Below are 20,957 nucleotides of genomic sequence, written 5' to 3'. Positions count from 1 at the left end.
GTAGCAACCACGGACGCGGAAACGCGGTACGCCTGCGCCGACGGCGTACGGCATGATCGTCGCCATGCGACGACTGGGCGTGGACATCGGCGGGGTGCTCATCGAGCCGGCCGACGACGACGCCGACACCTCCTTCTTCGGCGCGCACTACCTGCGTACGCCCATGGTCGACGGCGCGTTCGACGCGCTCGCGGCGCTCGGGCCGGCGTTCGACGAGGTGCACCTGGTCTCCAAGTGCGGCGAGTCCACCGAGCGGCGGACCCTCCAGTGGTTGGCGCACCACGACTTCACGGCCCGCACCGGGATCCCGGTCGAGCGGATGCACTTCTGCCGGACCCGTCCGGCCAAGGCGCCGATCGCCCGGCGGCTCGGCCTGACCCACTTCGTGGACGACAAGCTCGAGGTGCTCGGCTACCTCGACTCGGTGCCGCACCGGTTCCTATTCCGACCCCGCCCGGCGCAGGTAGCCGAGTACGCCGCGCTGCTGCCGCTCGTACACCGGGTGGAGAGCTGGCCGGAGCTGCTGCCGCTGCTGCGCGCCGACTAGCCGGACCGGCGCGGACGCCGCGTGGGCGGCGCGGTCAGGACGGCCAGGCGCGGGCGAACAGGTCGCGGGTGTCGTGCAGCAGCTGCGGCAGCACCTTGGTGCGGCCGATCACCGGCATGAAGTTCGCGTCGCCGCCCCAACGCGGCACCACGTGCTGGTGCAGGTGGGCGGCGATGCCGGCGCCGGCGACGCCGCCCTGGTTCATGCCGAGGTTGAAGCCGTGCGCGTTGCTCACCTTGCGGATCACCCGCATCGCGGTCTGCGTGTGGGACGCCAGCTCGACGGTCTCCGCCTCGTCGAGGTCGGTGTAGTCGGCGACGTGCCGGTACGGGCAGACCAGCAGGTGTCCCGGGTTGTACGGGTAGAGGTTGAGCACGACGAAGACGTGCTCGCCCCGGGCCACCACGAGGCTCTCCTCGGCGGGCAGCCCGGGGGCGAGACAGAACGGGCAGCCGGTCGGCTTCTCGTAGCCCTCGGCGGGGCGGTCCTCACCCGAGATGTAGGTCATCCGGTGCGGCGTCCAGAGCCGTTCCAGGCCGTCCGCCATGCCGCCGCTTTCCGTGTGTCGCTCCGCCCCTGTCACGAGCCGATCCTACGGAGCCGGGCCGGCGGGCCGCGACACCCGTGACCGGAAACTCGCTGCTGCAACTTCTTGACGGAGTCGAGACTCAGCCGTGAAACTTCCATTCATCCATTTCATTAGATCGATGGAAGGTGAGCTTCATGATCCGTCAGCTCGGCAGAATCCTCGCGGCGCTCGCGCTGGCCGCCGTCACCACGGTTCCCGGGGTCACCCTCACCTCCAGCGCCGCGCACGCCGACGGCTGCTACACCTGGGGTCGCACGCTGTCCCAGGGGATGTCCGGCGAGGACGTCCGGCAACTGCAGATCCGCGTCGCCGGCTACCCCGGTTACGCCGCCGTGCTCACCATCGACGGCGCGTTCGGCCCGGCCACGCGATCGGCGGTGATCCGCTTCCAGCAGGCGTACGGGCTGGGCGCGGACGGGATCGCCGGCCCGCAGACCTTCAACCGGCTCTACGCGCTCCAGGACGACGACTGCACACCCGCCAACTTCAGCTATGCCGAGCTGAACAACTGCAACAGCACCTGGTCCGGCGGCGCGGTCTCGGCCAGCACCGCCCGCGCCAACGCGCTCGTCTCGATGTGGAAGCTCCAGGCGCTGCGGCACGCCCTCGGCGACGTACCCATCGCGATCAGCAGCAGCTTCCGCAGCTACGCCTGCAACAGCGCGGTCGGCGGGGCGTCGAACAGCCGGCACCTGTACGGCGACGCGGTCGACCTGGTCGGCTCACCCTCGTTCTGCCGGCTCGCCCAGCAGGCCCGCTACCACGGCTTCGGCCAGATCCTCGGCCCCGGCTACCGGACCACAACGACCACACCCACGTGGCGGCGGTCGGCGGCTGGTCAGCGCCGAACTGCGGCATCTGACGACGGGAAGCCCGCCTCCCGGCTGAAGATCGCGCTCGACCATGGATGTAGTGGCCTCCCTGGCGCGGGAGGCCACTACATCCTGGATCGAGCACGATCATGACGCGCGGCGTGCGACAAGCGGGCGCTACTCCGCGGCGGCGGACGGGCCGATGTTGGTGCGGGAGCTGACCACGTCAAGGATGTGGGTCACCGCCTCGGCGATCGGCACGCCGTTGCGCTGCGAGCCGTCGCGGTAGCGGAAGGAGACCGTACCGGCGGCCACGTCGTCGTCACCGGCGATCACCATGAACGGGATCTTCTGCTGCTGCGCCGTACGGATCTTCTTCTGCATCCGGTCGTCACCCGCGTCCACCTGGGCCCGGGTGCCCTCGGCGCGCAGCGCCGCGACGAAGCCGTGCAGGTAGTCGGTGTGGTCCTCGCGGATCGGGATGCCCACCACCTGCACCGGAGCCAGCCAGGCCGGGAACGCGCCAGCGTAGTGCTCGGTGAGCACCCCGAAGAACCGCTCGATCGACCCGAACAGCGCCCGGTGGATCATCACGGGCCGCTGCCGGGTGCCGTCGGCGGCCTGGTACTCCAACCCGAACCGCTCCGGCTGGTTGAAGTCGACCTGGAGGGTGGACAGCTGCCAGGTCCGGCCGATCGCGTCGCGGGCCTGCACGGAGATCTTCGGCCCGTAGAACGCCGCGCCACCCGGGTCGGGCACCAGGTCGAGGCCGGAGGTCTCGGCGGCGGTCCGCAGCGCCTCGGTGGCCTCGGCCCAGTCTTCCTCGGCCCCGATGAACTTGGGCGAGTCGTCCCGGGTCGACAGCTCCAGGTAGAAGTCGTCCAGGCCGTAGTCGCGCAGCAGGTCCAGCACGAAGCTGAGCAGCGTGGTCAGCTCGCCGGCCATCTGCTCGCGGGTGCAGTAGATGTGCGAGTCGTCCTGGGTCAGGCCCCGGACCCGGGTGAGGCCGTGCACGACGCCGGACTTCTCGTACCGGTAGACCGTGCCGAACTCGAACATCCGCAGCGGCAGCTCCCGGTACGACCGCCCGCGCGCCCTGAAGATCAGGTTGTGCATCGGGCAGTTCATCGCCTTGAGGTAGTAGTCCGCGCCCTCCAACTGCATGGGCGGGAACATGGTGTCCGCGTAGTACGGCAGGTGACCGGAGGTCTGGAAGAGCTGCGCCTTGGTGATGTGCGGGGTGTTGACGAACTCGTACCCCGCCTCCTCGTGCCGCCGCCGCGAGTACTGCTCCATCTCGCGGCGGATGATGCCGCCCTTGGGGTGGAAGACCGCGAGGCCCGAGCCGATCTCGTCGGGGAAGCTGAACAGGTCCAGGTCCGCGCCGAGTTTGCGGTGGTCGCGCCGGGCGGCCTCCTCCAACAGCTTCAGGTACGCCTTCAGCTCGTCCCGGGTCGGCCACGCGGTGCCGTACACCCGCTGCAGTTGGGGGTTCTTCTCCGACCCGCGCCAGTACGCGGCGGCCGAGCGCATCAGCTTGAACGCGCCGATCAGTCGGGTGGTCGGCAGGTGCGGGCCCCGGCACAGGTCCGACCAGCAGACCTTGTCCTCCTTGGCGTCGAGGTTGTCGTAGATCGTCAGCTCGCCGCCGCCGACCTCCATCACCTCGTCGGTGTCCAGGCCCTCGCCCTTGACCTCGATCAACTCCAGCTTGAACGGCTCGTCGGCCAGCTCGGCGCGCGCCTCGTCGAGGCTGCCGAAGCGGCGGCGACGGAACCGCTGCCCGGACTTGATGATCTCCTGCATGCGCTTCTCGAGCTTGCTGAGGTCATCGGGCTGGAACGGCTTGTCGACGTCGAAGTCGTAGTAGAAGCCGTTCTCGATGGGCGGCCCGATGCCCAGCTTGGCCTCGGGGAAGACGTCCTGCACGGCCTGCGCGAGCACGTGCGCGGTGGAGTGCCGCAGCACGTTCAGCCCGTCCGGCGAGTCCAGGCTGACCGGCTCGACGACGGTCTCCTCGGCCGGTGACCAGTCCAGGTCGCGGAGCTGGCCCTGCGGGTCACGGACCACGACGATCGCCTTGGGGCCGTTCGCGGGCAGTCCGGCCGCGGCCACCGCGTCGGCCGCCGTCGTCCCGGCGGCGACGACGACGGGGTCGGCCACGGCGGGGGTACGGGGTGCGGACACGGTGATTCCTCCAAGCAGTACGAAACGGTGCCGGCAGTCGGCTCCTGCCGATGCTATCGGGTAAGGAAGGGCACTTTAGTAACGCCTCCGGTAGAGCAAGGTGCCCTTCCTAACGGTCGGCGTTGAACCTTTCGCGTCTCGAATCCGAACTACGTGGTGTGGCCGGAAACCGGTGCCGGTCGCGCCGAGAGGGATGGGGGCACGAGATGGCGAGCACGCACGGCGGTGGCCGTCCGCGGCGGATCGTGGCGGTGACCGCGCTGACCGCGGTCGGGCTGCTGCTCTGGCCCGCTGCGGCGGCGCAGGCCGCGGACGTGACGACCACCCCGACGGAGGCGCGGCAGGGCGACGCCGTACGGCTGGAGTTCAGCGTGCCCGAGGAGCGCGCCGGCACGACGACCAAGCAGGTCGAAATCCGGTTGCCGGCCGGCGCGCCGGTGGCCGAGGTCTACCCGATGTCGGTCGACGGCTGGGCGCCCAGGATCGACTCCAAGACCCTGGACAAGCCGGTCGCGGGCATCCACTCCTCCGGGGTGAGCACCGTGACCACGGCGGTGACGTGGGTCCGCGTCGGCCAGGGTGCGACCGGCCCGGCCAAACTGGCCCTGTCCATGGGCCCGTTGCCGCAGGCCGAGCGGCTCACGTTCGAGGTCGTCCAGACGTACGCCGACGGCACGGTCGTCCGGTGGGCGGATGCCGGCGGCGACCACCGCGCGCCGGTGCTGACGCTGCTGCCGGCGGTCCCGGGCGCCGCCGGACCGGCCGCGCACGGCGGCCACGGCGCGCCGGCGGCCGGCGGACCCGCCGCCGGGGACAGCGGTGTGAATCCCGCACCGGTCGGCCGGGAGGGCGACGAGGATTCCGGCAACGCCGACGGAATGCTGGCCGCCGGACTGCTGGCCGGGCTGGGCGGCGGCGCGGCGATCGGCTGGGTGATCAGTCGTTGGCGGCGGCGCGACCCGGTCCAGGCCGCCCCGCTCGCCGAGGCGACCGGCAGCGCCGACGAGCCACCTTCCCTCGCCGAGATCACCGGCCGCGCGGACGAGCCGGTGTCCGCCTCCCGTTGATCCACCCGGGTTCCTGCAAACCGCGCCATCCGAGCCGCGCGGACAGCCCAATGTCCGGGAGCCCGAGTCGATCAAGCCTGGGGCGGACCAGGGCCGTCAGGGCAGCCAGGCGGGTAGCGGCTCGCGGGCGGCCAGCCACGCGTCGGGGACGCCGCCCGGGGTGCCGACCCCGGTGTACGCGGCCACCACCGCCCCCGCGATGGCGGCCGTGGTGTCCACGTCGCCGCCGGCGCGTACGCAGGTCCGGATCGCCGTCGGGTAGTCGTCGAGGTGTGTCGCGGCAACCCAGAGCGTGAACGCGACGGTGTCCTGGGCGGTCACCCGGGCGCCGTTGCCGAGCGCGGCCACCACGCGGGACAGCGGGCGGCCGAGCAGCCCGACAGCGGTGTGTACGCCACGGTGCACCTCGGTGCCCGCGTCGACCACGGCGGCGACCCCGGCGAGGAGCCGGGCCGGGGCCGGTCGGTGGCCGTCGAGGCGGGCCTGGGCGGCGAGCGCGGCGGCCACCGCCACGGCGACCGCGCCGGCGATCCCCTCGGGGTGCGCGTGGGTCACCTCGGCCGAGGCGCGGGCCTGCGCGGCCGCGCGGGCCGTGGAGTCGGCGAAGTACGCGCCCAGCGGACCCACCCGCATGGCTGCCCCGTTGCCGCAGGAGCCCTGCCCGTCGAAGGCGGACGCGGCGGCCACCGGCCACGGGGTACCGCTGCGGATCAGCCGTAGGGTCAGCATCGCGCCCGCGCCGTAGCCGCGTCGCGCGTCGCAGCGCTCGGCGAACGCCAGCGCCAGCCGGTCCCGGTCGATGGCGCCCGCCGCGGCCAGTTCGGCGACGACCGAGCAGGCCATCTCGGTGTCGTCGGTCCAGGACCACGGTGCCGGTGGCAGGCTGCCCGCGCCGGGATCGGCCACGCCCGGCGGGCCGGCCCACGCGCCGGGCACGTCGTCGCCGGGAATGACGGCCGTGGCCGGCGGGGCGTACCGCTCGCCGAGCGCGTCACCGGTGGAGAGGCCGGCGAGACTGTCTCGGGCGAGCGCCAGCCGAGCGTCGGCGAACAGGGTGAAGGACATCGTCGTACCAGCTTGCCCGCTTCCCGGGTACGTCGCAACGCGATCAACTTGCCAGGCCAAGTACCGTCTTGTCGTGGCCTCCGTGCTCCTGGTCGAAGACGATCACGTCGTACGCGGCGCGATGCTGCGGTCCCTCGCTGACCGGGGGCACGCCGTGCACGCCGTGGGCACCGCCCTGGACGCGCTGCGCCGGGTCGCCGCGGAGACGCCCGACCTGGTGGTGTTGGACCTGGGCCTGCCCGACCTGGACGGCTCGGACGCGCTGCGGATGCTGCGCGGCATCACCGACATCCCGATCATCATCGCCACCGCCCGCGACGACGAGCAGTCGGTGGTCAAGCTGCTGCGCGCCGGGGCCGACGACTACATGGTCAAGCCGTTCACCGGCGCGCACCTGGACGCCCGCATCACCACGGTCCTGCGGCGCGCCGGACGGGCCAGCCGGACGGTGCAGCCGGCGGTGCACACCGTCGGCGGGCTGCGGGTGGACGTCGGTGAGCGCAGCGCCCATCTCGACGGGGAGCCGCTGGCGCTGACCCGTAAGGAATTCGACCTGCTGGCGTATCTCGCCGCACGACCCGGGCGGGTAGTGTCCCGCCGGGAACTCTTGGAGGAGGTATGGCGGCAGCCATCGGTCGGCGAGGATCAGACCATCGACGTACACCTGTACTGGCTTCGCCGAAAGATGGGCGAGTCCGCGGCGAAGCCGCGCTACCTGCGCACCGTGCGGGGGGTCGGGTTCCGGCTGGTGGCACCGGACTGAGGACCGCGCTGGCCCTGCTCACGGCCGGCATGTGCAGCCTCGTCGCGCTCGCGTTCCTGATCCCGCTCGGGTTGAGCCTGCGGGGGCAGACACGGGACGAGGCGATCGCCGAGGCGGCCCGACGCAGCGCGCTGGTCACCGGCGCGTTGGCGGTGAGCACGGACCGCGCGGTGGTCGAACGGGCCGTCGTGGCCAGCGGCGACGATGCCGCCGTCCGGCCGGTGGTGTACGGGTTGGGGCTGGACGAGTCCGCGGGCCGCGCCGGTGGCGCCGACCTGGACCGGGCCCGCGCCGACCGCCGCTCGCTGGTCACCGACGTCGACGGCGGGGTGGTCCGGCTCGACCCGGTGGTCCTGGGTGACCGGACGGCCGTGGTCGAGGTGTTCGTGCCGGACTCGACGCTGGGCGAGGGCGCCGGTGGCACCTGGTTGCTCCTGTTCGCGGTGGGCGCGGCGATGGTCGGCGCGGCGGTGCTGGTGGTCGACCGGGTGGCCGCCCGGGCGGTGGACGCCACCCAGGGTCTGGTCAAGGCCGCCCTGTCGATCGGTGACGGCGACCTGGGCGTACGCGTGGAGCCGACCGGCCCGCGCGAGCTGGCGGAGGCCGGGTACGCCTTCAACCGGATGGCCGACCGGCTGGACGCGGCCCGCACCGACGAGCGAGAGCTGGTGGCCGACCTGTCGCACCGGCTGCGGACGCCGTTGACCGTGCTCCGGCTCGACGCGGAGGCGCTGGAGTCCGACGACACCAGCGTGGGCTCGTTCAGCCCGGCGGAGCTGGACCGGCTGCGGGGTATCCGGCGCATCCGGCAGGCGATCGTCACGCTCGAGGGCGAGATCGACGTGCTGATCAAGACCACCCGCAAGGCGGTGGCGCACGAGGCCGGCCCGGCCGAGTGCGACGTCAGCGAGGTGGTCCGGGACCGGATGGTGTTCTGGGCGGCGCTGGCCGGTGACCAGAACCGGCCGCAGCGGGTGACCGGCGCCCAACTGCGCATCCCCGCGCCCGTGCCGCGGGCCGAACTGGCCGCCGCGTTGGACGCGGTGATCGGCAACGTCTTCCGTTACACGCCGCAGGGTACGGCGTTCGAGGTGGCCGTGTCCCGCCGCGACGGGTACGTGGCGATCCGGATCGACGACGCCGGCCCGGGTATCGCCAACCCGGACCGGGCGCTGCGGCGGGGCACCAGCGACCAGGGCTCGACGGGGCTCGGCCTGGACATCGCCAAGCGGGTGGCGTTGCAGGCGAACGGCTCGGTCAGCATCGACCGGGCCCGGTTGGGCGGCGCCAGCGTGGTGATGCTGCTCGCCGACCCCGAGGCGACGCCCCGGCAGGTCAGCAGGTTCGGCCTGGTGGGCCGGATGGCCCGCGACGCCCGGGATCAGAAGAGCAGCGGTCGTCGCTGGCCCCGCCAGCGCCCCACCGACGACTGAGCGTCCACCGGCGGGTGAGGACCGCCCGACCGGCGACCGAGCACTGTCGACCGACGGCCGAGGTCCGCCCGGCCGATCGGTTGATGGGCACGCTCCGATCGGCCGGGCGGGCCGGGGCTGTGCGGCGGCACAAGTCTTCCTTAGATCGAGGTTAACGAGCGCGGTCAGCCGCTTGCGGGCTGACAGGATCAGTGCACGAACCCACCAGTTCCACCGGCCAGCGCACCGCGCACCCACCGGCCGGTGGAGCCGTGCGCGCGGCGGGAGTCTCAGGTCCCCCCACACCCACGCTCCCGCCGCGCGCCCCGCTCACCCCGTACCTCAGCGGGCGTCGGCCACGTACGCGTCGATCTCCTCGATGATCCGCTGCTTGCCGGCCGGGTCGAGGAAGGACGCGGTCACCGCGTTGCGGGCCAGCGCGGCCAGCTCCCCCGGGCCCGCACCGAGCAGTCGGGCCGCCACCGCGTACTCGTCGTTGAGGGTGGTGCCGAACATCGGCGGGTCGTCGGAGTTGATGGTGACCAGCAGCCCGGCCTCGACCAGCCGGGGCAGCGGGTGCTCGTCGAGGGTGGCCACGGCCCGGGTCCGCACGTTCGAGGTCGGGCAGATCTCCATCCCGATCTGCCGTTCGGCGAGGTAGGTGAGCAGTTCCGGATCCTGTGCGGCGGAGATGCCGTGCCCGATCCGCTCCGCGCCCAGCTCGTGCAGGGCGTCCCAGATGGTCTGCGGGCCGGTGGTCTCGCCGGCGTGCGGCACCGAGCGCAGGCCGGCGGCGCGGGCCTGGTCGAAGTAGGGCCGGAACTGCGGCCGGGGTACGCCGATCTCCGGGCCGCCCAGACCGAAGCTGATCAGCGAGTCCGGCCGCTCGTCGAGGGCGATCCGCAGCGTCTCCTCGGCGGCCGGCAGGCCGGCCTCGCCGGGGATGTCGAAGCACCAGCGCAGGTCGAGGCCGAAGTCGGCGGCGGCGCGCTTGCGGGCGTCCTCGATCGCCTCGCAGAACGCGGGCGCGGGAATGCCCCGCCGCACGTGCGAGTACGGGGTGATGGTCAGCTCGGCGTACCGGACCTGCTGGCGGGCCAGCTCCCGGGCCACCTCGTGGGTGAGGAGCCAGACGTCCTCCGGGTCCCGGATGAGGTCGACGACGCTCAGGTAGACCTCGATGAAGTGCGCGAAGTCGCGGAACTCGAAGTAGCTGGCAAGCGCGTCCGGGTCGGCCGGGACGGGGGTGTTGCCCTCGTGGCGGGCGGCCAGCTCGGCGACGATCCGGGGCGAGGCGGAGCCGACGTGGTGCACGTGCAGCTCCACCTTGGGCAGACCGGCGATGAAGGTGGTCAGATCGGTCACGGATTCTCCTGTGCGCGGGCGCCGGTACGGGCGACGACGAAGACACGGCGGAACGGGAAGGACACCTGACCGTGCCGCACCGGGTAGGCGGCGCTGAGGCGTACCCCCAGCTCGGCCCGGAAGGCCGACCAGCCGGCGGCGTCCAGCGCGGCCCGGACGGGTCGCAGCGCGGTGCCCTCCATCCAGGCCAGTACCGGGTGGTCGGCGGCGGGATCGGCCGGCAGCAGGTGCACGTAGGTAGTCTCCCAGGCGTCCACCGCGCAGCCGGCGGTGGTCAGCAGGTCCGCGTAGTCGGCCGGGTCGTCGACGGGGTCGGCCCGCTGGAGCGGGGCCAGCTCGGCCCGCCAGGCCGGGAGACCGGCGACCTCGCGCAGTGCCCGGTGCGACGGGGCGTCGAAGTTGCCGGGGACCTGCATGGCGAGCCAGGCGCCGGCGGGCAGTTCGAAGGCCCAGCGGCGCAGCAACTCCTGGTGGCCGGGCACCCACTGCAGGGCCGCGGTCGTGACCACCACGTCCTCGTCACCGGTTGGACGCCAGTCGCGCAGGTCGGCGACGGCGAACTCGACCGGGGTCGGCAGCGCCCGCGCGCGGTCGATCATCTCGGGCGCGGAGTCGAGGCCGACGACCCGCGCGTCCGGCCAGCGTTCGGCCAGGATGGCGGTGAGGTGGCCGGGACCGCAGCCGAGGTCGACCACCGTTCGGGGCCGGGCGGCGGGGATCCGGCTGAGCAGGTCGTGAAAGGGGCGGGAGCGCTCGTCGGAGTAGCGCAGGTACGTCGTCGGATCCCACATCGCAGCCTCCAAACCGTACGTCCGTCTTGTTGACGGTACGACTCGCGTGGCAGCCCGGCAACCCGATCACTAGGCTCGGGGCATGGAACAGCGCAGCTTCAACCGGCTCGGCCGGACCGTCGGGGTCGTCGGCCTGGGCGCCTGGCAACTCGGCGCCGACTGGGGGACCGTCAGCGAGACCGACGCCATGGCCGTGCTCAGCGCCGCCGCGGACGCCGGAGTCACCTTCCTGGACACCGCCGACGTGTACGGCGACGGCCGCAGCGAGCAGCTGATCGGCCGCTTCCTGCGCTCCCGACCGGACGCCGGGCTGACCGTCGCCACCAAGATGGGGCGGCGCGTCGAGCAGCGGCCCGAGGCGTACACCATGGCCAACTTCCGGCAGTGGACCGACCGGTCCCGGGCCAACCTCGGGATGGACACCCTGGACCTGGTCCAACTGCACTGCCCGCCGACCGCCGTCTTCGCCGACGACGCGGTCTTCGACGCCCTGGACACCCTCGTCGCGGAGAAGGCCATCGCGGGGTACGGCGTCAGCGTGGAGACCTGCGACCAGGCGCTGACCGCCATCGCCCGGCCCGGCGTGGCCAGCGTGCAGATCATCCTCAACGCCGTCCGGCACAAGCCGCTGGAGCAGGTGCTGCCGGCGGCCGCCGAGGCCGGCGTCGGGATCATCGCCCGGGTGCCGCTGGCCAGTGGCCTGCTCTCCGGCCGGTACGACGAGCACACCGAGTTCCCCGCCGACGACCACCGCAACTACAACCGGCACGGTGCGGCGTTCGACGTGGGCGAGACGTTCTCCGGCGTGGACTACACGCAGGGGCTCGCCGCCGTACGCCGGCTCGCGCCGCTTGTCGACGCCGACCGCACCATGGCGCAGTTCGCGCTGCGGTGGGTGCTGGACCAGGCCGGCGTCACCGTCGTCATCCCGGGCGCGCGCGACGCCGAACAGGCGCGACGCAACGCCGCCGCGGCGGACCTGCCGCCACTCACGACCGCCCAGCTGGCCGGCGTACGCGAGGTCTACGACGAGCTGATCCGCCCGCAGGTGCACGACCGGTGGTGAGCCGCCGACCCCGGGTGCTCGCGTCGCGCCTCCGAGACGACGATGCTGGACGCCCGGGGCGGCGTGCCGCCCGAGGCGGCGAGGAGGGTGCGCGATGAGGGGTTGGCTGACACTCACCCTCGGCCTGCTGGCCGTGGTGATCGGTGCGGTGTGGACGGTGCAGGGCCTCGGCTACGTCAGCGGCAGCCCGATGACCGACGAGTCGCTCTGGGTGGTGGTGGGCCCGATCGTGGCCGCCGCCGGGCTGGCGGCGCTCTGGTGGGGACTGCGCTCGCGACGCCGACTGTGAGCCAGCCTGGTCGCCGGCGCGAGCGGGTGAGCGGTGGACGTGGAAAGCCCCGCATCCCAGGACGGGATACGGGGCTTCACTTCAACGAGCCCTGACCGGCGGGGGCCGGCCAGATGTGTCAGAGGGGACGGACCTGCTCGGCCTGCGGGCCCTTCTGACCCTGGGCGATCTCGAACTCCACCCGCTGGTTCTCCTCCAGCGTGCGGTAGCCGCTGGTCTGGATGGCCGAGAAGTGGACGAACACGTCAGCACCCCCGCCGTCGACGGTGATGAAGCCGAAGCCCTTGTCAGCGTTGAACCACTTCACGGTTCCCTGCGCCATGTGTATCTCCTTCTAAAACTGGCGGCCGTGCACGCCGTGCGGCCGATTGGCCGTTTTCGAGCAGCGGCGTCTGAGGCGGCCCCCACGAAGGAGACTTCTCTCAACCCACGCCATCTCGCAACAGCGTGGAACAGCAAATCACGTACGCAAAAAGTCTGCACGACCTGTCCGACGAATTTCTCCGACATGTGACCTGACGGATGACTCAGGTCGCTGGGCGGCGTTGCGAGTCGTGCGAAAGGCCCCCTTCCCGTCGATGGGGAAGAGGGCCTGACGTCTATGCGTCGGTCAGTCCGGCCAGTGGCCGGTCATCCGGCGGACGCCGACCGCCCCGCCCCGGTCCACGGCGGCACGGACCACCGCGAAGATGGCCCCCTGCAACGCCGCGGCGGCCAGGATCTCGCCCCAACCACGGTCCTCGTCGGTGGCGTTCGGCGCCTCGCCGTCGCCCGCCGTGACCTTCCAGACCTGCCGGAAGATCGCGCCGGCCACCGTACCCGCGGCGATACCCAACAACACGCCGACCGGCCGGTACGCGACCTTGCCGATGCTCCTGCTCACCTACGCCTCCCCCGCACGATCATCAGCACCACCACGGTGGCCACCGCGCTGGCGGCGAGCGCCGCCCACGGCACCGGGTTGCGTCGAACCAGCTCGCCCTTTTCACGGACCAGGCCGCCCTTGTCGTACGCCTGGGCGCGGGCCATCCCGGCACCGCGCGCGGCCTGCCCGCGGACCCGGGCCACGGTCTGCGCCGCCTGCTCGCGCATCCGCTCCTTCGCCTGTTCGGCGGACTCCTTCAGGCGGGCCTTGACGTCCGCCTTGGCGGCCAACGCCTCCATCGTCTCGCCCAGCTCCACCCGGGTACGGCGGATCTCCTCGCGTAGGGCCTCGGTGTCGCCCGTTCCGTTGCCCGTCATGCCCGTCCCCTGTCCTTCACGGCGGCGGCCACGGTGTCCACGTCGGCACGGAGGCTGCGGACCGTCGCCGCCGGCACCGGTGGGACCGCACGACTGACCTGCTTCTTGCCCACCAGCGCGAGGATGCCGGCCACCAGGAAGAGGGCCACCGCCACGATCAGCGCGGCGGCCCAGGCGGGCAGCACCAGATCCAGCAGCAGGATGGCGGTGGCGACGAGCGCGCCCAGGCCGTAGAACGCCAGCGCCCCGCCGCCGCCGAACAGGCCGATCCCGATGCCGGCGTGCTTGCCCTTCTGGGTCAACTCCGCCCGGGCCAGCGCCAGTTCGTCCCGTACCAGACGGGATACCTGTTCGGTGGCCCGCTGCACCAGCTCGGCGGTGGAGGGCTCGCTCCCATTGCGGGATGTGCGGGCATTCGCCACGTCAGCCATGCTGTCCTCCTTTCCTCATCACCGCGCTGTATGCCCGGAGTCGTCGCCTGTCAATCCTAAAACTCGACGTGCGGCGACCTGTCGCCGTTGTCGGGATGCCGCGCCGACAAGCTGGCGTGGGTCACCCCGATCACGGCAGAGACGTCCGGCAGCACATCCCCCGCGCAACCCCAACCAAACCTCCCCAGACCCCACCCCACCCATTCGCGGCGATCATGAAGTTATTGCCAGGACACGCCGAAGCAAGAGGCAATAACTTTCATGAACAACGGGGTGAGTACGGGGGTCAGGGGCGGGTTTCCTCTGGGCCTACGAAGGCTTCGCTGCGGGCGTCGCCGTCGTCGCTGCCGCCGAAGACGCGGGCGTCGTCGGGGGCCTCGGTGTCGGAGAGGCGTCGGGTCGGCCGCCTGGGCTGCACCCACTGCCAGGACAGGTTGCTGGTGGCGTCGCCCAGTTCGGTGCGGACGCGGGGCATGGCGGTGGGCCGGTTGTCCCGGATCCAGGCCACCAGGTGCTCGCGGACGAGGGCGCGCAGGTCCCACAGACTGCCCGCGTCGGCGGCGCTGACCAGCGCGCGCAGCCGCACCATCCCGCCGGTGGCGTCGGTGACCTGGAGGACGCAGACCCGACCGTCCCACAACTCGGTGCCCTCGACGAGCCGGCGCAGCTCCTCGCGCATGGTCTGCACCGGCACGGCCCAGTCGACGTCGAACTCGGCGGTGCCGAGCACCGCCGCCTCGGTGCGGGTCCAGTTCTGGAACGGCTTGCTGGTGAAGTACGAGGTGGGCAGGATCAGCCGCCGGTCGTCCCAGATCTGGACCACCACGTAGCTGAGGGTCAGCTCCTCGATCCGACCCCACTCCCCCTCGACAACCACCACGTCGTCGAGGCGGACCGCGTCGCTGAAGGCGAGTTGCAGCCCGGCGAAGACGTTGCCGAGCAGGCTCTGGGCGGCCAGGGCGGCCACCACGCCGACGACACCGGCGGAGGTCAGCACGCCGGCGCCGATGCCGCGCACGCTCGGGAACGTCATCAGCATCACGCCGACGGTCAGGATGACGATCACCGCGACGGTCAGCCGGCGCAGCATCACCACCTGGGTACGCACCCGCCGGGCGTGCCGGTTGTTGGGCACGTCGACCCGGAAGCGGGCGAGCGCGGTGTCCTCGACGACGATCAACAGCGCCGCCACCAGCCAGGCGGCGCTGGCGATCACACAGAGCACCAGCAGGTGCAGCAGGAGCCGCCGCCAGCTCTCGCCGACGGCGTACCCGGTGGTGAAGCGGGCGGCGAACTGCACCGCGAGGACGGTGGCGGCGACCTGGAACGGACGGTGCGCGTGGTCGGTCAACTCGGTCAACAACAGGGACCGGCGGCCGAACCGCCGGGTGATCCGGTGGACGACCTCGACCAGGAAGAGGGCGACCGCCGCCGCGGCGAGCGCGGCGACGGTCGTTTCGAGATAGCTCTGCACGAGTGGGGCGCTTCCCTTCGACCGAGCGGCGGAACTTCGGGCAAAAGCCCAATAGTGCCCGACGTCCTCGGTATCGACCAGTTCAGACCTTGCGGTACCGGGACTGGAGGAAGCAGTAGACGCCGAAGGCGGCGATGCCGAGGGCGACCAGGGCCAGCAGGAACGAGCCGTACGACTGCTCGCGCAGCGTGTGCAGGGCGGCGTCCAGACCCCGGGCCTTCTCCGGGTCGTACTTCACCGCGGCGACGATGACCAGCAGGCCGGCGATGCCGTACGCGACACCCTTGGCGACGTACCCGGCGATGCCGAGGCGGCGGGCCAGCTGGCGGGTCTTCGGGCTCATCTCGCCGGTCTTGAGGTGCTTCTCGAACGTCTTGCGGATGCCGTAGATGACCAGGCCGATGCCGATCGCCGCGACCACCAGACCGGCCAGGCCGACCAGCCAGCGGCCACCGGTGGAGGTCATCAGCTTGCCGCTCAGCGCCTCCTGGTTGTCGGCGCTGTTCGACCCGGCCTCGGAGAACACCTTGAAGGCGGTCCAGGCGAAGTAGAGGTAGACGATGGTCCGGCCGGCCGAGGCCAGCCGCTCCATGACCCGCTCCTTGCCCCGCTCGGCGCGGTGCCCGCCCGCCGCCTCGAGGCCCTGCCAGATCGCCATGGCGAGCAGGCCGACCGCGACGGCGATGACGAGGAACTTGCCGAGCGGCTGTTCCGAGAGGGTACGCAGCGCGCCGGACTGGTCGCCGTCGTCGGACGACGTGCCGAACGCGATCTGCAACGCCAACCAGGCGAAGAGCAGGTGGACGATGCCGTAGCCGATGAAGCCGGCCCGGGCGAGAAGTTCCAGCCACCGGCTGTCCGCCGTCCGGGAGGCGGTGGCTTCGGCGCTACGGGTGAGTGACATGGCGTCACAATCTCCGATTCCGACGATTCCCAAACGTCGGCCATCGCCGCCCGCGCGGGTCAGTTACCCGGGTTGCGGGAAACGCGGATCTTGACCTGCTGGTCGGTGACGCTGTCGACGGTGACCGCGAACCCGCCGGCCTCGGTGGCCTGCTGGCCGGTGGTGAGGGTGAGCTGCTCGCCGGCGACCTCGACGGTCACCTGGTCGCCCTCGGCGCCGACCAGCTTCGCCTCGACGCCGAGGATGGTGGCGCTCGCCTCGACGCCCCGCTCGAAGGTGACCGTGCAGGCGTCCAGCCCGCAGTCGGTGGAGGCGCCCTGGGAGCTGCAGCCGGCGAGCAGGGCGAGGCCGAGCGCCACGGCGGCAACCAGGCCGGCAGCACGGCGGACGGGGGGCAGGCCGATGGTGGTGGGTCGGTTCGTCACCCCGCCAAGGGTACGAGACGTCCGCGACGACCGGGCGGGGGCGAGCGTGGCCGGCGTCCCGGCTAGGGTCCGGGCATGGCCTTCGACATCGCCCGTACCCGGGCCGCCTATCCCGCCCTGACCGAGGGCTTCGTCCACTTCGACGGCGCCGGGGGCACGCAGACCGCGGCCGGCGTGATCGACGCGGTCACCGACGCCATGCGCGCCGCCGTCGGCAATCGCAGCGCCGCCTTCACGCCCGGTCGTCGGTCGCTGGAGATGGTGGCGCAGGCCCGATCGGCGGTCGCCGACCTGCTCGGGGCCGAGCCGGACGGGGTGGTGCTCGGGCCGAGCGCCACCGCGCTGACGTACACCCTGGCCCGTACCCTCGGCGCGACCTGGCGGCCCGGCGACCAGGTGGTGGTGTCCCGGCTCGACCACGACGCCAACGTGCGCCCGTGGGTGCAGGCCGCCGAGGCGGCCGGCGCGACGGTGCGCTGGGCCGAGTTCGACCGGCACACCGGCGAGCTGCCCAGCGGCCAGTACGCCGACCTGGTGGGCGAGCGGACCCGGCTGGTGGCGGTGACCGCCGGCAGCAACGCCATCGGCACCGTGCCGGACGTGCCGGCGATCGCCAAGATCGCACACTCGGTCGGGGCGTTGGTCTGCGTGGACGGCGTGCATTCCGTGCCGCACGGTCCGACCGACCTGACGTCGCTCGGCGCGGACGTGCTGGTCACCAGCGCGTACAAGTGGTCCGGGCCGCACCTGGCCGCGATGGTGGCCGACCCGAGCCGGTGGGCGGCGTTGCGCCCGGCGAAGCTGGTGCCGTCCGCCGACGCCGCGCCGGACCGTTTCGAGTACGGCACACCGAGCTTCCCGCTGCTGGCCGGCGTGACGGCCGCCGTGGATCACCTGGCCGCCCTGGACCCGGACGCGACCGGCGACCGCCGGGCGCGGCTGCGGTCCGGGTTGGCCGCCGCCCAGGCCCACGAGGAGGCGCTGCTGGATCGGCTGCTCGCCGGTCTCGCCGCGCGGCCCGCCGTCACGGTCTACGGCTCGCCGGCCCGGCGCTGCCCGACCGTCTCCTTCCGGGTCGCCGGGCTGTCGCCGCAGCAGACCCAGCAGGCGCTGGGCGATGCCGGGTTCTGCCTGTCGGCCGGCGACTACTACGCCTACGAGTACTTCCAGACGATGGGTCTGCGCGACAGCGGCGGCGCGGTGCGGGCCAGCATCTACCACTACAACACGGTGGACGAGGTGGACCGGTTGCTCGCCGAACTCGACGTGCTTGCCGCCGGGGCTGGGACAATGGCCCGGTGAGCACCCTCGTCGAGGACAATCCCGCCAAGAACCGATTCGAGATCCTGGTCGACGACGCGTTGGCCGGCTTCACCGCCTACCTGCAGCGTGGCGACGACGTGCTGGTCTTCACGCACACCCAGGTGGACCCGGGCTTCCAGGGCAAGGGCGTCGGCGGCGCGCTGATCCGCGGCACCCTCGACCAGGTGCGGGCCCGGGGTGGGCGGGTGGTGCCGCAGTGCCCGTTCGTGGCGGCGTTCATCGACAAGCATCCCGAGTACGCCGACCTGGTCGCCGAGCAACCGTAGCGTCAGCGGGCCCGGCCGGTCAGCACCTCGGCGGCGGCCCGCCCGCTGGCCCGGGTGGCGCCGTGGGTGGCCAGGTGCACCGCCCCGACGACCAGCTCGGGCACACCCAGCTCGACCACGACCGCGTCCGGCCGATTGGCGAGCGCTCGCCGCACCGCCGCCTGCATCCAGTCGTGCCGGTGCAGGTCACGCACGACCAGCACCAGCGGGCGGTCCCCGGCGTCGGCTCCCGGGTCGGCGGGCACGTCGGGCTCGGCGTGGCGGACCGTCGTCGTGCCGGGCAGCAGTTCGCCCAACGGCTCGCCGATGCCCCACGGGGTCTCCGCGCCGATGGCGATGTTGCGCGGCGGCTCGAACTCGACCACATGGGCGGCGCGGGTCAGGGGCAGCGCGACCGGGGCGTCCGGGCCGGTGCTGATCCGGACGGCCCGGCGGGCGGCGACCAGCCCGACGTCGGTGGCCCGGTGGGTGAGGCTCGGGCGGGCGGCGCGGGCGGCCACCGTCCAGGCGGCGAGCTGGCCGACCCGCTTGGCGGCCTCGGCGAGGCGTTCCTCGGGCAGCTCACCGGAGACGACGGCGGCCACGATGGCGTCGCGCAGTTCCCGGGCGGCGTCCTCGTCGCTGCGCTCGCCACCGACGCAGATGGCGTCGGCCCCGGCCGCGAGCGCCCGCACGGCCGCGCCCGCGAAGCCGTACCGGTCGGCGACCGCGCGCATCTCCACGGCGTCGGTCACGACCACGCCGGAGAAGCCCAACTCGTCGCGGAGCAGCCCGCCCAGGATGCGCTGGCTCAGCGTGGCCGGCAGGTCCGCGTCGAGCGCGGGCACGAGCAGGTGGCCGGTCATCACCGCCTGCGCGCCGGCCGCCACCGCCGCCCGGAACGGGGCCAGCTCGCAGGCGTCCAGGCGGGCCCGGTCGGCGGTGATGCGCGGCAGGTCGTGGTGGGAGTCGACGCGGGTGTCGCCGTGCCCGGGGAAGTGCTTGGCGCAGGCGGCCACGCCGCCACCCTGGAGGCCACGGATCCAGGCGGCGGTGTGCCGCGCGACGAGCGCCGGGTCGGCCCCGAACGAGCGGACGCCGATCACCGGGTTGGCCGGGTTGGAGTTGACGTCGGCGTCCGGGGCGTAGTCGAGGGTCACCCCGGCCGCCGCCAGCTCGATGCCGAGGTCGAGGGCGACGGCCTCGGTCAGCGCCGGGTCGTCGACCGCGCCGAGGGCGTAGTTACCCGGCCGGGAGCTGCCCCGGGCGGACTCGATCCGGGTGACGTCGCCGGCTTCCTCGTCGATCGCCACGATGACGTCCGGCCGTTCGGCGCGCAGCGTCGCGGTGAGCGCCGCCACCTGGGCGGTGTCGACGACGTTGCGGGCGAACAGCACCACCGAGCCGAGCCCTTCGCCGAGCCAGCGGCACACCCAGGGCGGCGGCGTGGTGCCGACGAAACCGGGTTGCAGGACGGCGGCTGCCAACGTCGGAAGGTGCCCGGCCGGCGCGGTCACGCCGTCGCCTCGGAACGGTCGACGTTTCCCGCCGGCGCGGTGACGCCGACCCGCTGGTTGCGCTCGCTCATGCGGCCCCGTACCCCATCTCTCGCGCGCCCTCGGCGCACCGCCCTGGGCAGGCGGTGCTGCCATGGTCACACCGAGCGATTCAATAGTCAATAAACCTTACAGTTGCCCGACGGGACCCTTCCCCGGAAGAGTGCGGGGATGGACACCGCCCCGCTGGCCGACGCCACGAGCCCGGCCGACATCCCCGGCGTACGCCTGCTCGGCCTGGTGGTCGGCGCTCTGCTGCTGCTCGCCGCGATCCGGGCCATGTTCGGTCGACGCTGAGGCGATCGGGCCCCGACCCGCCGGTGTGGCCCGCCGCGACCGGGGTACGGCTCTCCCCGACAGCAGGACCGCGCGCCGAAGGGGAAGCCATGAAGATCGGATATTTTCTGTCCAGTGAGGAGTACCCGCCGGCCGAGTTGCTGGCGCAGGCCCGCGGCGCCGAGGCGGCCGGCTTCGAGGCACTGTGGATCTCCGACCACTACCATCCCTGGGTCGACGCGCAGGGGCAGAGCCCCTTCGTCTGGTCGATGATCGGCGCGCTCAGCCAGGTCTGCGCGCTGCCGGTGACCACGGCGGTGACCTGCCCGACCGTACGGATCCACCCGGCCGTGATCGCCCAGGCGGCGGCGACCAGCGCGGTGCTGCACGGCGGCCGGTTCGTGCTCGGCGTCGGCACCGGCGAGGCGCTCAACGAGCACATCTTCGGCGACGCCTGGCCCTCCGCCGACGTGCGGCTGGAGATGCTCGAAGAGTCCGTCGAGGTCATCCGCGAGCTGTGGCGGGGCGACTTCGTCAACCACCGGGGCACGCACTACACGGTGGAGAACGCCCGGGTCTACACGCTGCCGGACACCCCGCCGTCGATCTACGTCTCCGGGTTCGGGCCGAAGGCCGTCGACCTGGCCGCCCGCATCGGCGACGGCTACGTGAGCACCATGCCCGACGGCGACCTGGTCCGGCGCTTCCGGGAGAACGGCGGCGGCGACAAGCCGTGCCAGGCCGGGTTCAAGGCGGCGTACGCGGCCAGCGAGGAAGAGGGCGCGCGGATCGCGTACGAGCGCTGGCCCAACGCGGGCGTGCCGGGCGAGCTGTCGCAGGTGCTGCCCTCGCCGCGCCACTTCGAACAGGCCGCCGAGTTGGTCACGCAGGACATGGTGCGGGAGTCGTTCGTCTGCGGCAACAGCGCCGACGCGCACCTGGAGATGATCGACAAGTACGCCAAGGCCGGCTTCGACGAGCTGTACGTGGCCAACACCGGCCCGCACTTCCAGGGCCTGTTCGACCTCTACCAGCGCGAGGTCCTGCCCCGCCTACGGTGAGACCTGACGCACCCGAGCCCATGATCGCAACGGAGTGTTTCGGTGGTCATGGGCTCGGGTACCTCCG

General features: G+C 72.6%; 24 protein-coding genes. 11 read left to right on the top strand and 13 right to left on the bottom strand.

Annotation, left to right across the window (positions count from 1 at the left end; genetic code table 11):
* Positions 1-64 precede the first annotated feature (64 nt).
* Complete coding sequence (locus AB0B55_RS22575) at positions 65-547, top strand: hypothetical protein (protein ID WP_357173485.1); 483 nt, start codon at positions 65-67, stop codon at positions 545-547.
* A gap of 34 nt (positions 548-581) precedes the next feature.
* Here the strand turns inward: AB0B55_RS22575 and AB0B55_RS22570 are convergent, their stop codons facing one another.
* Positions 582-1,094 (bottom strand): HIT domain-containing protein, encoded by a 513-nt coding sequence (locus AB0B55_RS22570; RefSeq protein WP_357120750.1) that lies wholly within the window; start codon positions 1,092-1,094, stop codon positions 582-584.
* 176 nt (positions 1,095-1,270) lie between these two features.
* On the opposite strand from AB0B55_RS22570, the gene AB0B55_RS22565 reads away from it, so the two are divergent.
* Positions 1,271-2,101 (top strand): D-Ala-D-Ala carboxypeptidase family metallohydrolase, encoded by an 831-nt coding sequence (locus AB0B55_RS22565; protein WP_357173482.1) that lies wholly within the window; start codon positions 1,271-1,273, stop codon positions 2,099-2,101.
* Positions 2,102-2,125: 24 nt separating this feature from the next.
* On the opposite strand, the gene thrS is transcribed toward AB0B55_RS22565, so the two are convergent.
* A complete protein-coding gene (gene thrS / locus AB0B55_RS22560) occupies positions 2,126-4,135 on the bottom strand; it encodes a threonine--tRNA ligase (protein ID WP_357173479.1) in 2,010 nt (669 codons plus the stop codon).
* 206 nt (positions 4,136-4,341) lie between these two features.
* Here thrS and AB0B55_RS22555 point away from each other — a divergent pair, with 206 nt between their 5' ends.
* Positions 4,342-5,202: a DUF1775 domain-containing protein gene (locus AB0B55_RS22555; protein WP_357173476.1), complete on the top strand. Its 861-nt coding sequence runs from the start codon at positions 4,342-4,344 to the stop codon at positions 5,200-5,202.
* Positions 5,203-5,298: 96 nt separating this feature from the next.
* Here the strand turns inward: AB0B55_RS22555 and AB0B55_RS22550 are convergent, their stop codons facing one another.
* Positions 5,299-6,267 (bottom strand): ADP-ribosylglycohydrolase family protein, encoded by a 969-nt coding sequence (locus AB0B55_RS22550; protein ID WP_357173473.1) that lies wholly within the window; start codon positions 6,265-6,267, stop codon positions 5,299-5,301.
* A 73-nt stretch (positions 6,268-6,340) separates the two neighbouring features.
* Here AB0B55_RS22550 and AB0B55_RS22545 point away from each other — a divergent pair, with 73 nt between their 5' ends.
* The gene (locus tag AB0B55_RS22545; protein ID WP_074318485.1) at positions 6,341-7,030 is read left to right on the top strand and encodes a response regulator transcription factor; all 690 of its coding nucleotides are present in this window, start codon (positions 6,341-6,343) and stop codon (positions 7,028-7,030) included.
* A gap of 29 nt (positions 7,031-7,059) precedes the next feature.
* Positions 7,060-8,463, top strand: coding sequence for a HAMP domain-containing sensor histidine kinase (locus AB0B55_RS22540; RefSeq protein WP_357119646.1), 1,404 nt, complete (start codon positions 7,060-7,062; stop codon positions 8,461-8,463).
* Positions 8,464-8,784: 321 nt separating this feature from the next.
* Here the strand turns inward: AB0B55_RS22540 and AB0B55_RS22535 are convergent, their stop codons facing one another.
* Both AB0B55_RS22535 and AB0B55_RS22530 read right to left on the bottom strand, forming a co-directional pair.
* Positions 8,785-9,807 carry an adenosine deaminase gene (locus AB0B55_RS22535; RefSeq protein ID WP_357119649.1) on the bottom strand — a complete coding sequence of 341 codons (1,023 nt, stop codon included), beginning with the start codon at positions 9,805-9,807 and terminating at the stop codon, positions 8,785-8,787.
* Positions 9,804-10,598, bottom strand: coding sequence for a trans-aconitate 2-methyltransferase (locus AB0B55_RS22530; protein WP_357173471.1), 795 nt, complete (start codon positions 10,596-10,598; stop codon positions 9,804-9,806). The genes AB0B55_RS22535 and AB0B55_RS22530 overlap by 4 nt, the downstream gene beginning before the upstream one ends.
* Positions 10,599-10,680: 82 nt before the next feature.
* On the opposite strand from AB0B55_RS22530, the gene AB0B55_RS22525 reads away from it, so the two are divergent.
* Both AB0B55_RS22525 and AB0B55_RS22520 read left to right on the top strand, forming a co-directional pair.
* Positions 10,681-11,664, top strand: coding sequence for an aldo/keto reductase (locus tag AB0B55_RS22525; RefSeq protein ID WP_357173468.1), 984 nt, complete (start codon positions 10,681-10,683; stop codon positions 11,662-11,664).
* Between the two features lie 94 nt (positions 11,665-11,758).
* A complete protein-coding gene (locus AB0B55_RS22520; RefSeq protein ID WP_357173465.1) occupies positions 11,759-11,953 on the top strand; it encodes a hypothetical protein in 195 nt (64 codons plus the stop codon).
* Between the two features lie 118 nt (positions 11,954-12,071).
* On the opposite strand, the gene AB0B55_RS22515 is transcribed toward AB0B55_RS22520, so the two are convergent.
* From AB0B55_RS22515 to AB0B55_RS22485, 7 genes are all read right to left on the bottom strand, one after another.
* Complete coding sequence (locus AB0B55_RS22515; RefSeq protein WP_011905669.1) at positions 12,072-12,275, bottom strand: cold-shock protein; 204 nt, start codon at positions 12,273-12,275, stop codon at positions 12,072-12,074.
* Between the two features lie 288 nt (positions 12,276-12,563).
* Entirely contained in the window at positions 12,564-12,836 is a 273-nt protein-coding gene (locus AB0B55_RS22510) for a DUF4235 domain-containing protein (RefSeq protein ID WP_007458126.1), read from the bottom strand.
* Positions 12,833-13,195: a DUF3618 domain-containing protein gene (locus AB0B55_RS22505; protein WP_357119663.1), complete on the bottom strand. Its 363-nt coding sequence runs from the start codon at positions 13,193-13,195 to the stop codon at positions 12,833-12,835. The genes AB0B55_RS22510 and AB0B55_RS22505 overlap by 4 nt, the downstream gene beginning before the upstream one ends.
* Positions 13,192-13,626: a phage holin family protein gene (locus AB0B55_RS22500; RefSeq protein WP_357119666.1), complete on the bottom strand. Its 435-nt coding sequence runs from the start codon at positions 13,624-13,626 to the stop codon at positions 13,192-13,194. Before AB0B55_RS22500 ends, AB0B55_RS22505 begins: the two co-directional genes overlap by 4 nt.
* A 286-nt stretch (positions 13,627-13,912) precedes the next feature.
* Positions 13,913-15,100 (bottom strand): mechanosensitive ion channel family protein, encoded by a 1,188-nt coding sequence (locus tag AB0B55_RS22495; protein WP_357119669.1) that lies wholly within the window; start codon positions 15,098-15,100, stop codon positions 13,913-13,915.
* 82 nt (positions 15,101-15,182) lie between these two features.
* A complete protein-coding gene (locus AB0B55_RS22490) occupies positions 15,183-16,004 on the bottom strand; it encodes a DUF1206 domain-containing protein (RefSeq protein ID WP_357173462.1) in 822 nt (273 codons plus the stop codon).
* 59 nt (positions 16,005-16,063) lie between these two features.
* Positions 16,064-16,429 (bottom strand): hypothetical protein, encoded by a 366-nt coding sequence (locus tag AB0B55_RS22485; protein ID WP_357119675.1) that lies wholly within the window; start codon positions 16,427-16,429, stop codon positions 16,064-16,066.
* 75 nt (positions 16,430-16,504) lie between these two features.
* Here AB0B55_RS22485 and AB0B55_RS22480 point away from each other — a divergent pair, with 75 nt between their 5' ends.
* Both AB0B55_RS22480 and AB0B55_RS22475 read left to right on the top strand, forming a co-directional pair.
* A complete protein-coding gene (locus tag AB0B55_RS22480) occupies positions 16,505-17,731 on the top strand; it encodes a cysteine desulfurase-like protein (RefSeq protein ID WP_357119678.1) in 1,227 nt (408 codons plus the stop codon).
* Positions 17,728-18,018 (top strand): GNAT family N-acetyltransferase, encoded by a 291-nt coding sequence (locus tag AB0B55_RS22475; RefSeq protein WP_357119681.1) that lies wholly within the window; start codon positions 17,728-17,730, stop codon positions 18,016-18,018. The genes AB0B55_RS22480 and AB0B55_RS22475 overlap by 4 nt, the downstream gene beginning before the upstream one ends.
* Positions 18,019-18,020: 2 nt before the next feature.
* Here AB0B55_RS22475 and AB0B55_RS22470 read toward each other — a convergent pair whose 3' ends face one another.
* The gene (locus AB0B55_RS22470) at positions 18,021-19,514 is read right to left on the bottom strand and encodes a glycoside hydrolase family 3 N-terminal domain-containing protein (RefSeq protein WP_357119684.1); all 1,494 of its coding nucleotides are present in this window, start codon (positions 19,512-19,514) and stop codon (positions 18,021-18,023) included.
* Between the two features lie 210 nt (positions 19,515-19,724).
* Between AB0B55_RS22470 and AB0B55_RS22465 the strand changes: the two genes are divergently transcribed.
* The gene (locus AB0B55_RS22465; protein ID WP_355053401.1) at positions 19,725-19,850 is read left to right on the top strand and encodes a hypothetical protein; all 126 of its coding nucleotides are present in this window, start codon (positions 19,725-19,727) and stop codon (positions 19,848-19,850) included.
* Positions 19,851-19,939: 89 nt separating this feature from the next.
* Complete coding sequence (locus AB0B55_RS22460) at positions 19,940-20,890, top strand: TIGR03557 family F420-dependent LLM class oxidoreductase (RefSeq protein WP_357173459.1); 951 nt, start codon at positions 19,940-19,942, stop codon at positions 20,888-20,890.
* The last annotated feature ends 67 nt before the right edge of the window (positions 20,891-20,957 follow it).

It is taken from the genome of Micromonospora sp. NPDC049107, from assembly GCF_040648595.1.
In the GTDB taxonomy this organism is placed as follows: Bacteria; Actinomycetota; Actinomycetes; order Mycobacteriales; family Micromonosporaceae; genus Micromonospora.
The sequence above is the reverse complement of the archived record's forward strand: the minus strand, read 5'-3'. Positions and strand labels throughout refer to the sequence as shown.

Excerpts from the sequence above, each read along its gene's own strand:
- AB0B55_RS22575 (WP_357173485.1), top strand. The coding sequence starts at position 65 with ATGCGACGACTGGGCGTGGACATCGGCGGGGTGCTCATCGAGCCGGCC.
- AB0B55_RS22570 (WP_357120750.1), bottom strand. The coding sequence starts at position 1,094 with ATGGCGGACGGCCTGGAACGGCTCTGGACGCCGCACCGGATGACCTAC.
- AB0B55_RS22565 (WP_357173482.1), top strand. The coding sequence starts at position 1,271 with ATGATCCGTCAGCTCGGCAGAATCCTCGCGGCGCTCGCGCTGGCCGCC.
- AB0B55_RS22555 (WP_357173476.1), top strand. The coding sequence starts at position 4,342 with ATGGCGAGCACGCACGGCGGTGGCCGTCCGCGGCGGATCGTGGCGGTG.
- AB0B55_RS22550 (WP_357173473.1), bottom strand. The coding sequence starts at position 6,267 with ATGTCCTTCACCCTGTTCGCCGACGCTCGGCTGGCGCTCGCCCGAGAC.
- AB0B55_RS22540 (WP_357119646.1), top strand. The coding sequence starts at position 7,060 with ATGTGCAGCCTCGTCGCGCTCGCGTTCCTGATCCCGCTCGGGTTGAGC.
- AB0B55_RS22530 (WP_357173471.1), bottom strand. The coding sequence starts at position 10,598 with ATGTGGGATCCGACGACGTACCTGCGCTACTCCGACGAGCGCTCCCGC.
- AB0B55_RS22525 (WP_357173468.1), top strand. The coding sequence starts at position 10,681 with ATGGAACAGCGCAGCTTCAACCGGCTCGGCCGGACCGTCGGGGTCGTC.
- AB0B55_RS22520 (WP_357173465.1), top strand. The coding sequence starts at position 11,759 with ATGAGGGGTTGGCTGACACTCACCCTCGGCCTGCTGGCCGTGGTGATC.
- AB0B55_RS22515 (WP_011905669.1), bottom strand. The coding sequence starts at position 12,275 with ATGGCGCAGGGAACCGTGAAGTGGTTCAACGCTGACAAGGGCTTCGGC.
- AB0B55_RS22505 (WP_357119663.1), bottom strand. The coding sequence starts at position 13,195 with ATGACGGGCAACGGAACGGGCGACACCGAGGCCCTACGCGAGGAGATC.
- AB0B55_RS22500 (WP_357119666.1), bottom strand. The coding sequence starts at position 13,626 with ATGGCTGACGTGGCGAATGCCCGCACATCCCGCAATGGGAGCGAGCCC.
- AB0B55_RS22490 (WP_357173462.1), bottom strand. The coding sequence starts at position 16,004 with ATGTCACTCACCCGTAGCGCCGAAGCCACCGCCTCCCGGACGGCGGAC.
- AB0B55_RS22480 (WP_357119678.1), top strand. The coding sequence starts at position 16,505 with ATGGCCTTCGACATCGCCCGTACCCGGGCCGCCTATCCCGCCCTGACC.
- AB0B55_RS22465 (WP_355053401.1), top strand. The coding sequence starts at position 19,725 with ATGGACACCGCCCCGCTGGCCGACGCCACGAGCCCGGCCGACATCCCC.
- AB0B55_RS22460 (WP_357173459.1), top strand. The coding sequence starts at position 19,940 with ATGAAGATCGGATATTTTCTGTCCAGTGAGGAGTACCCGCCGGCCGAG.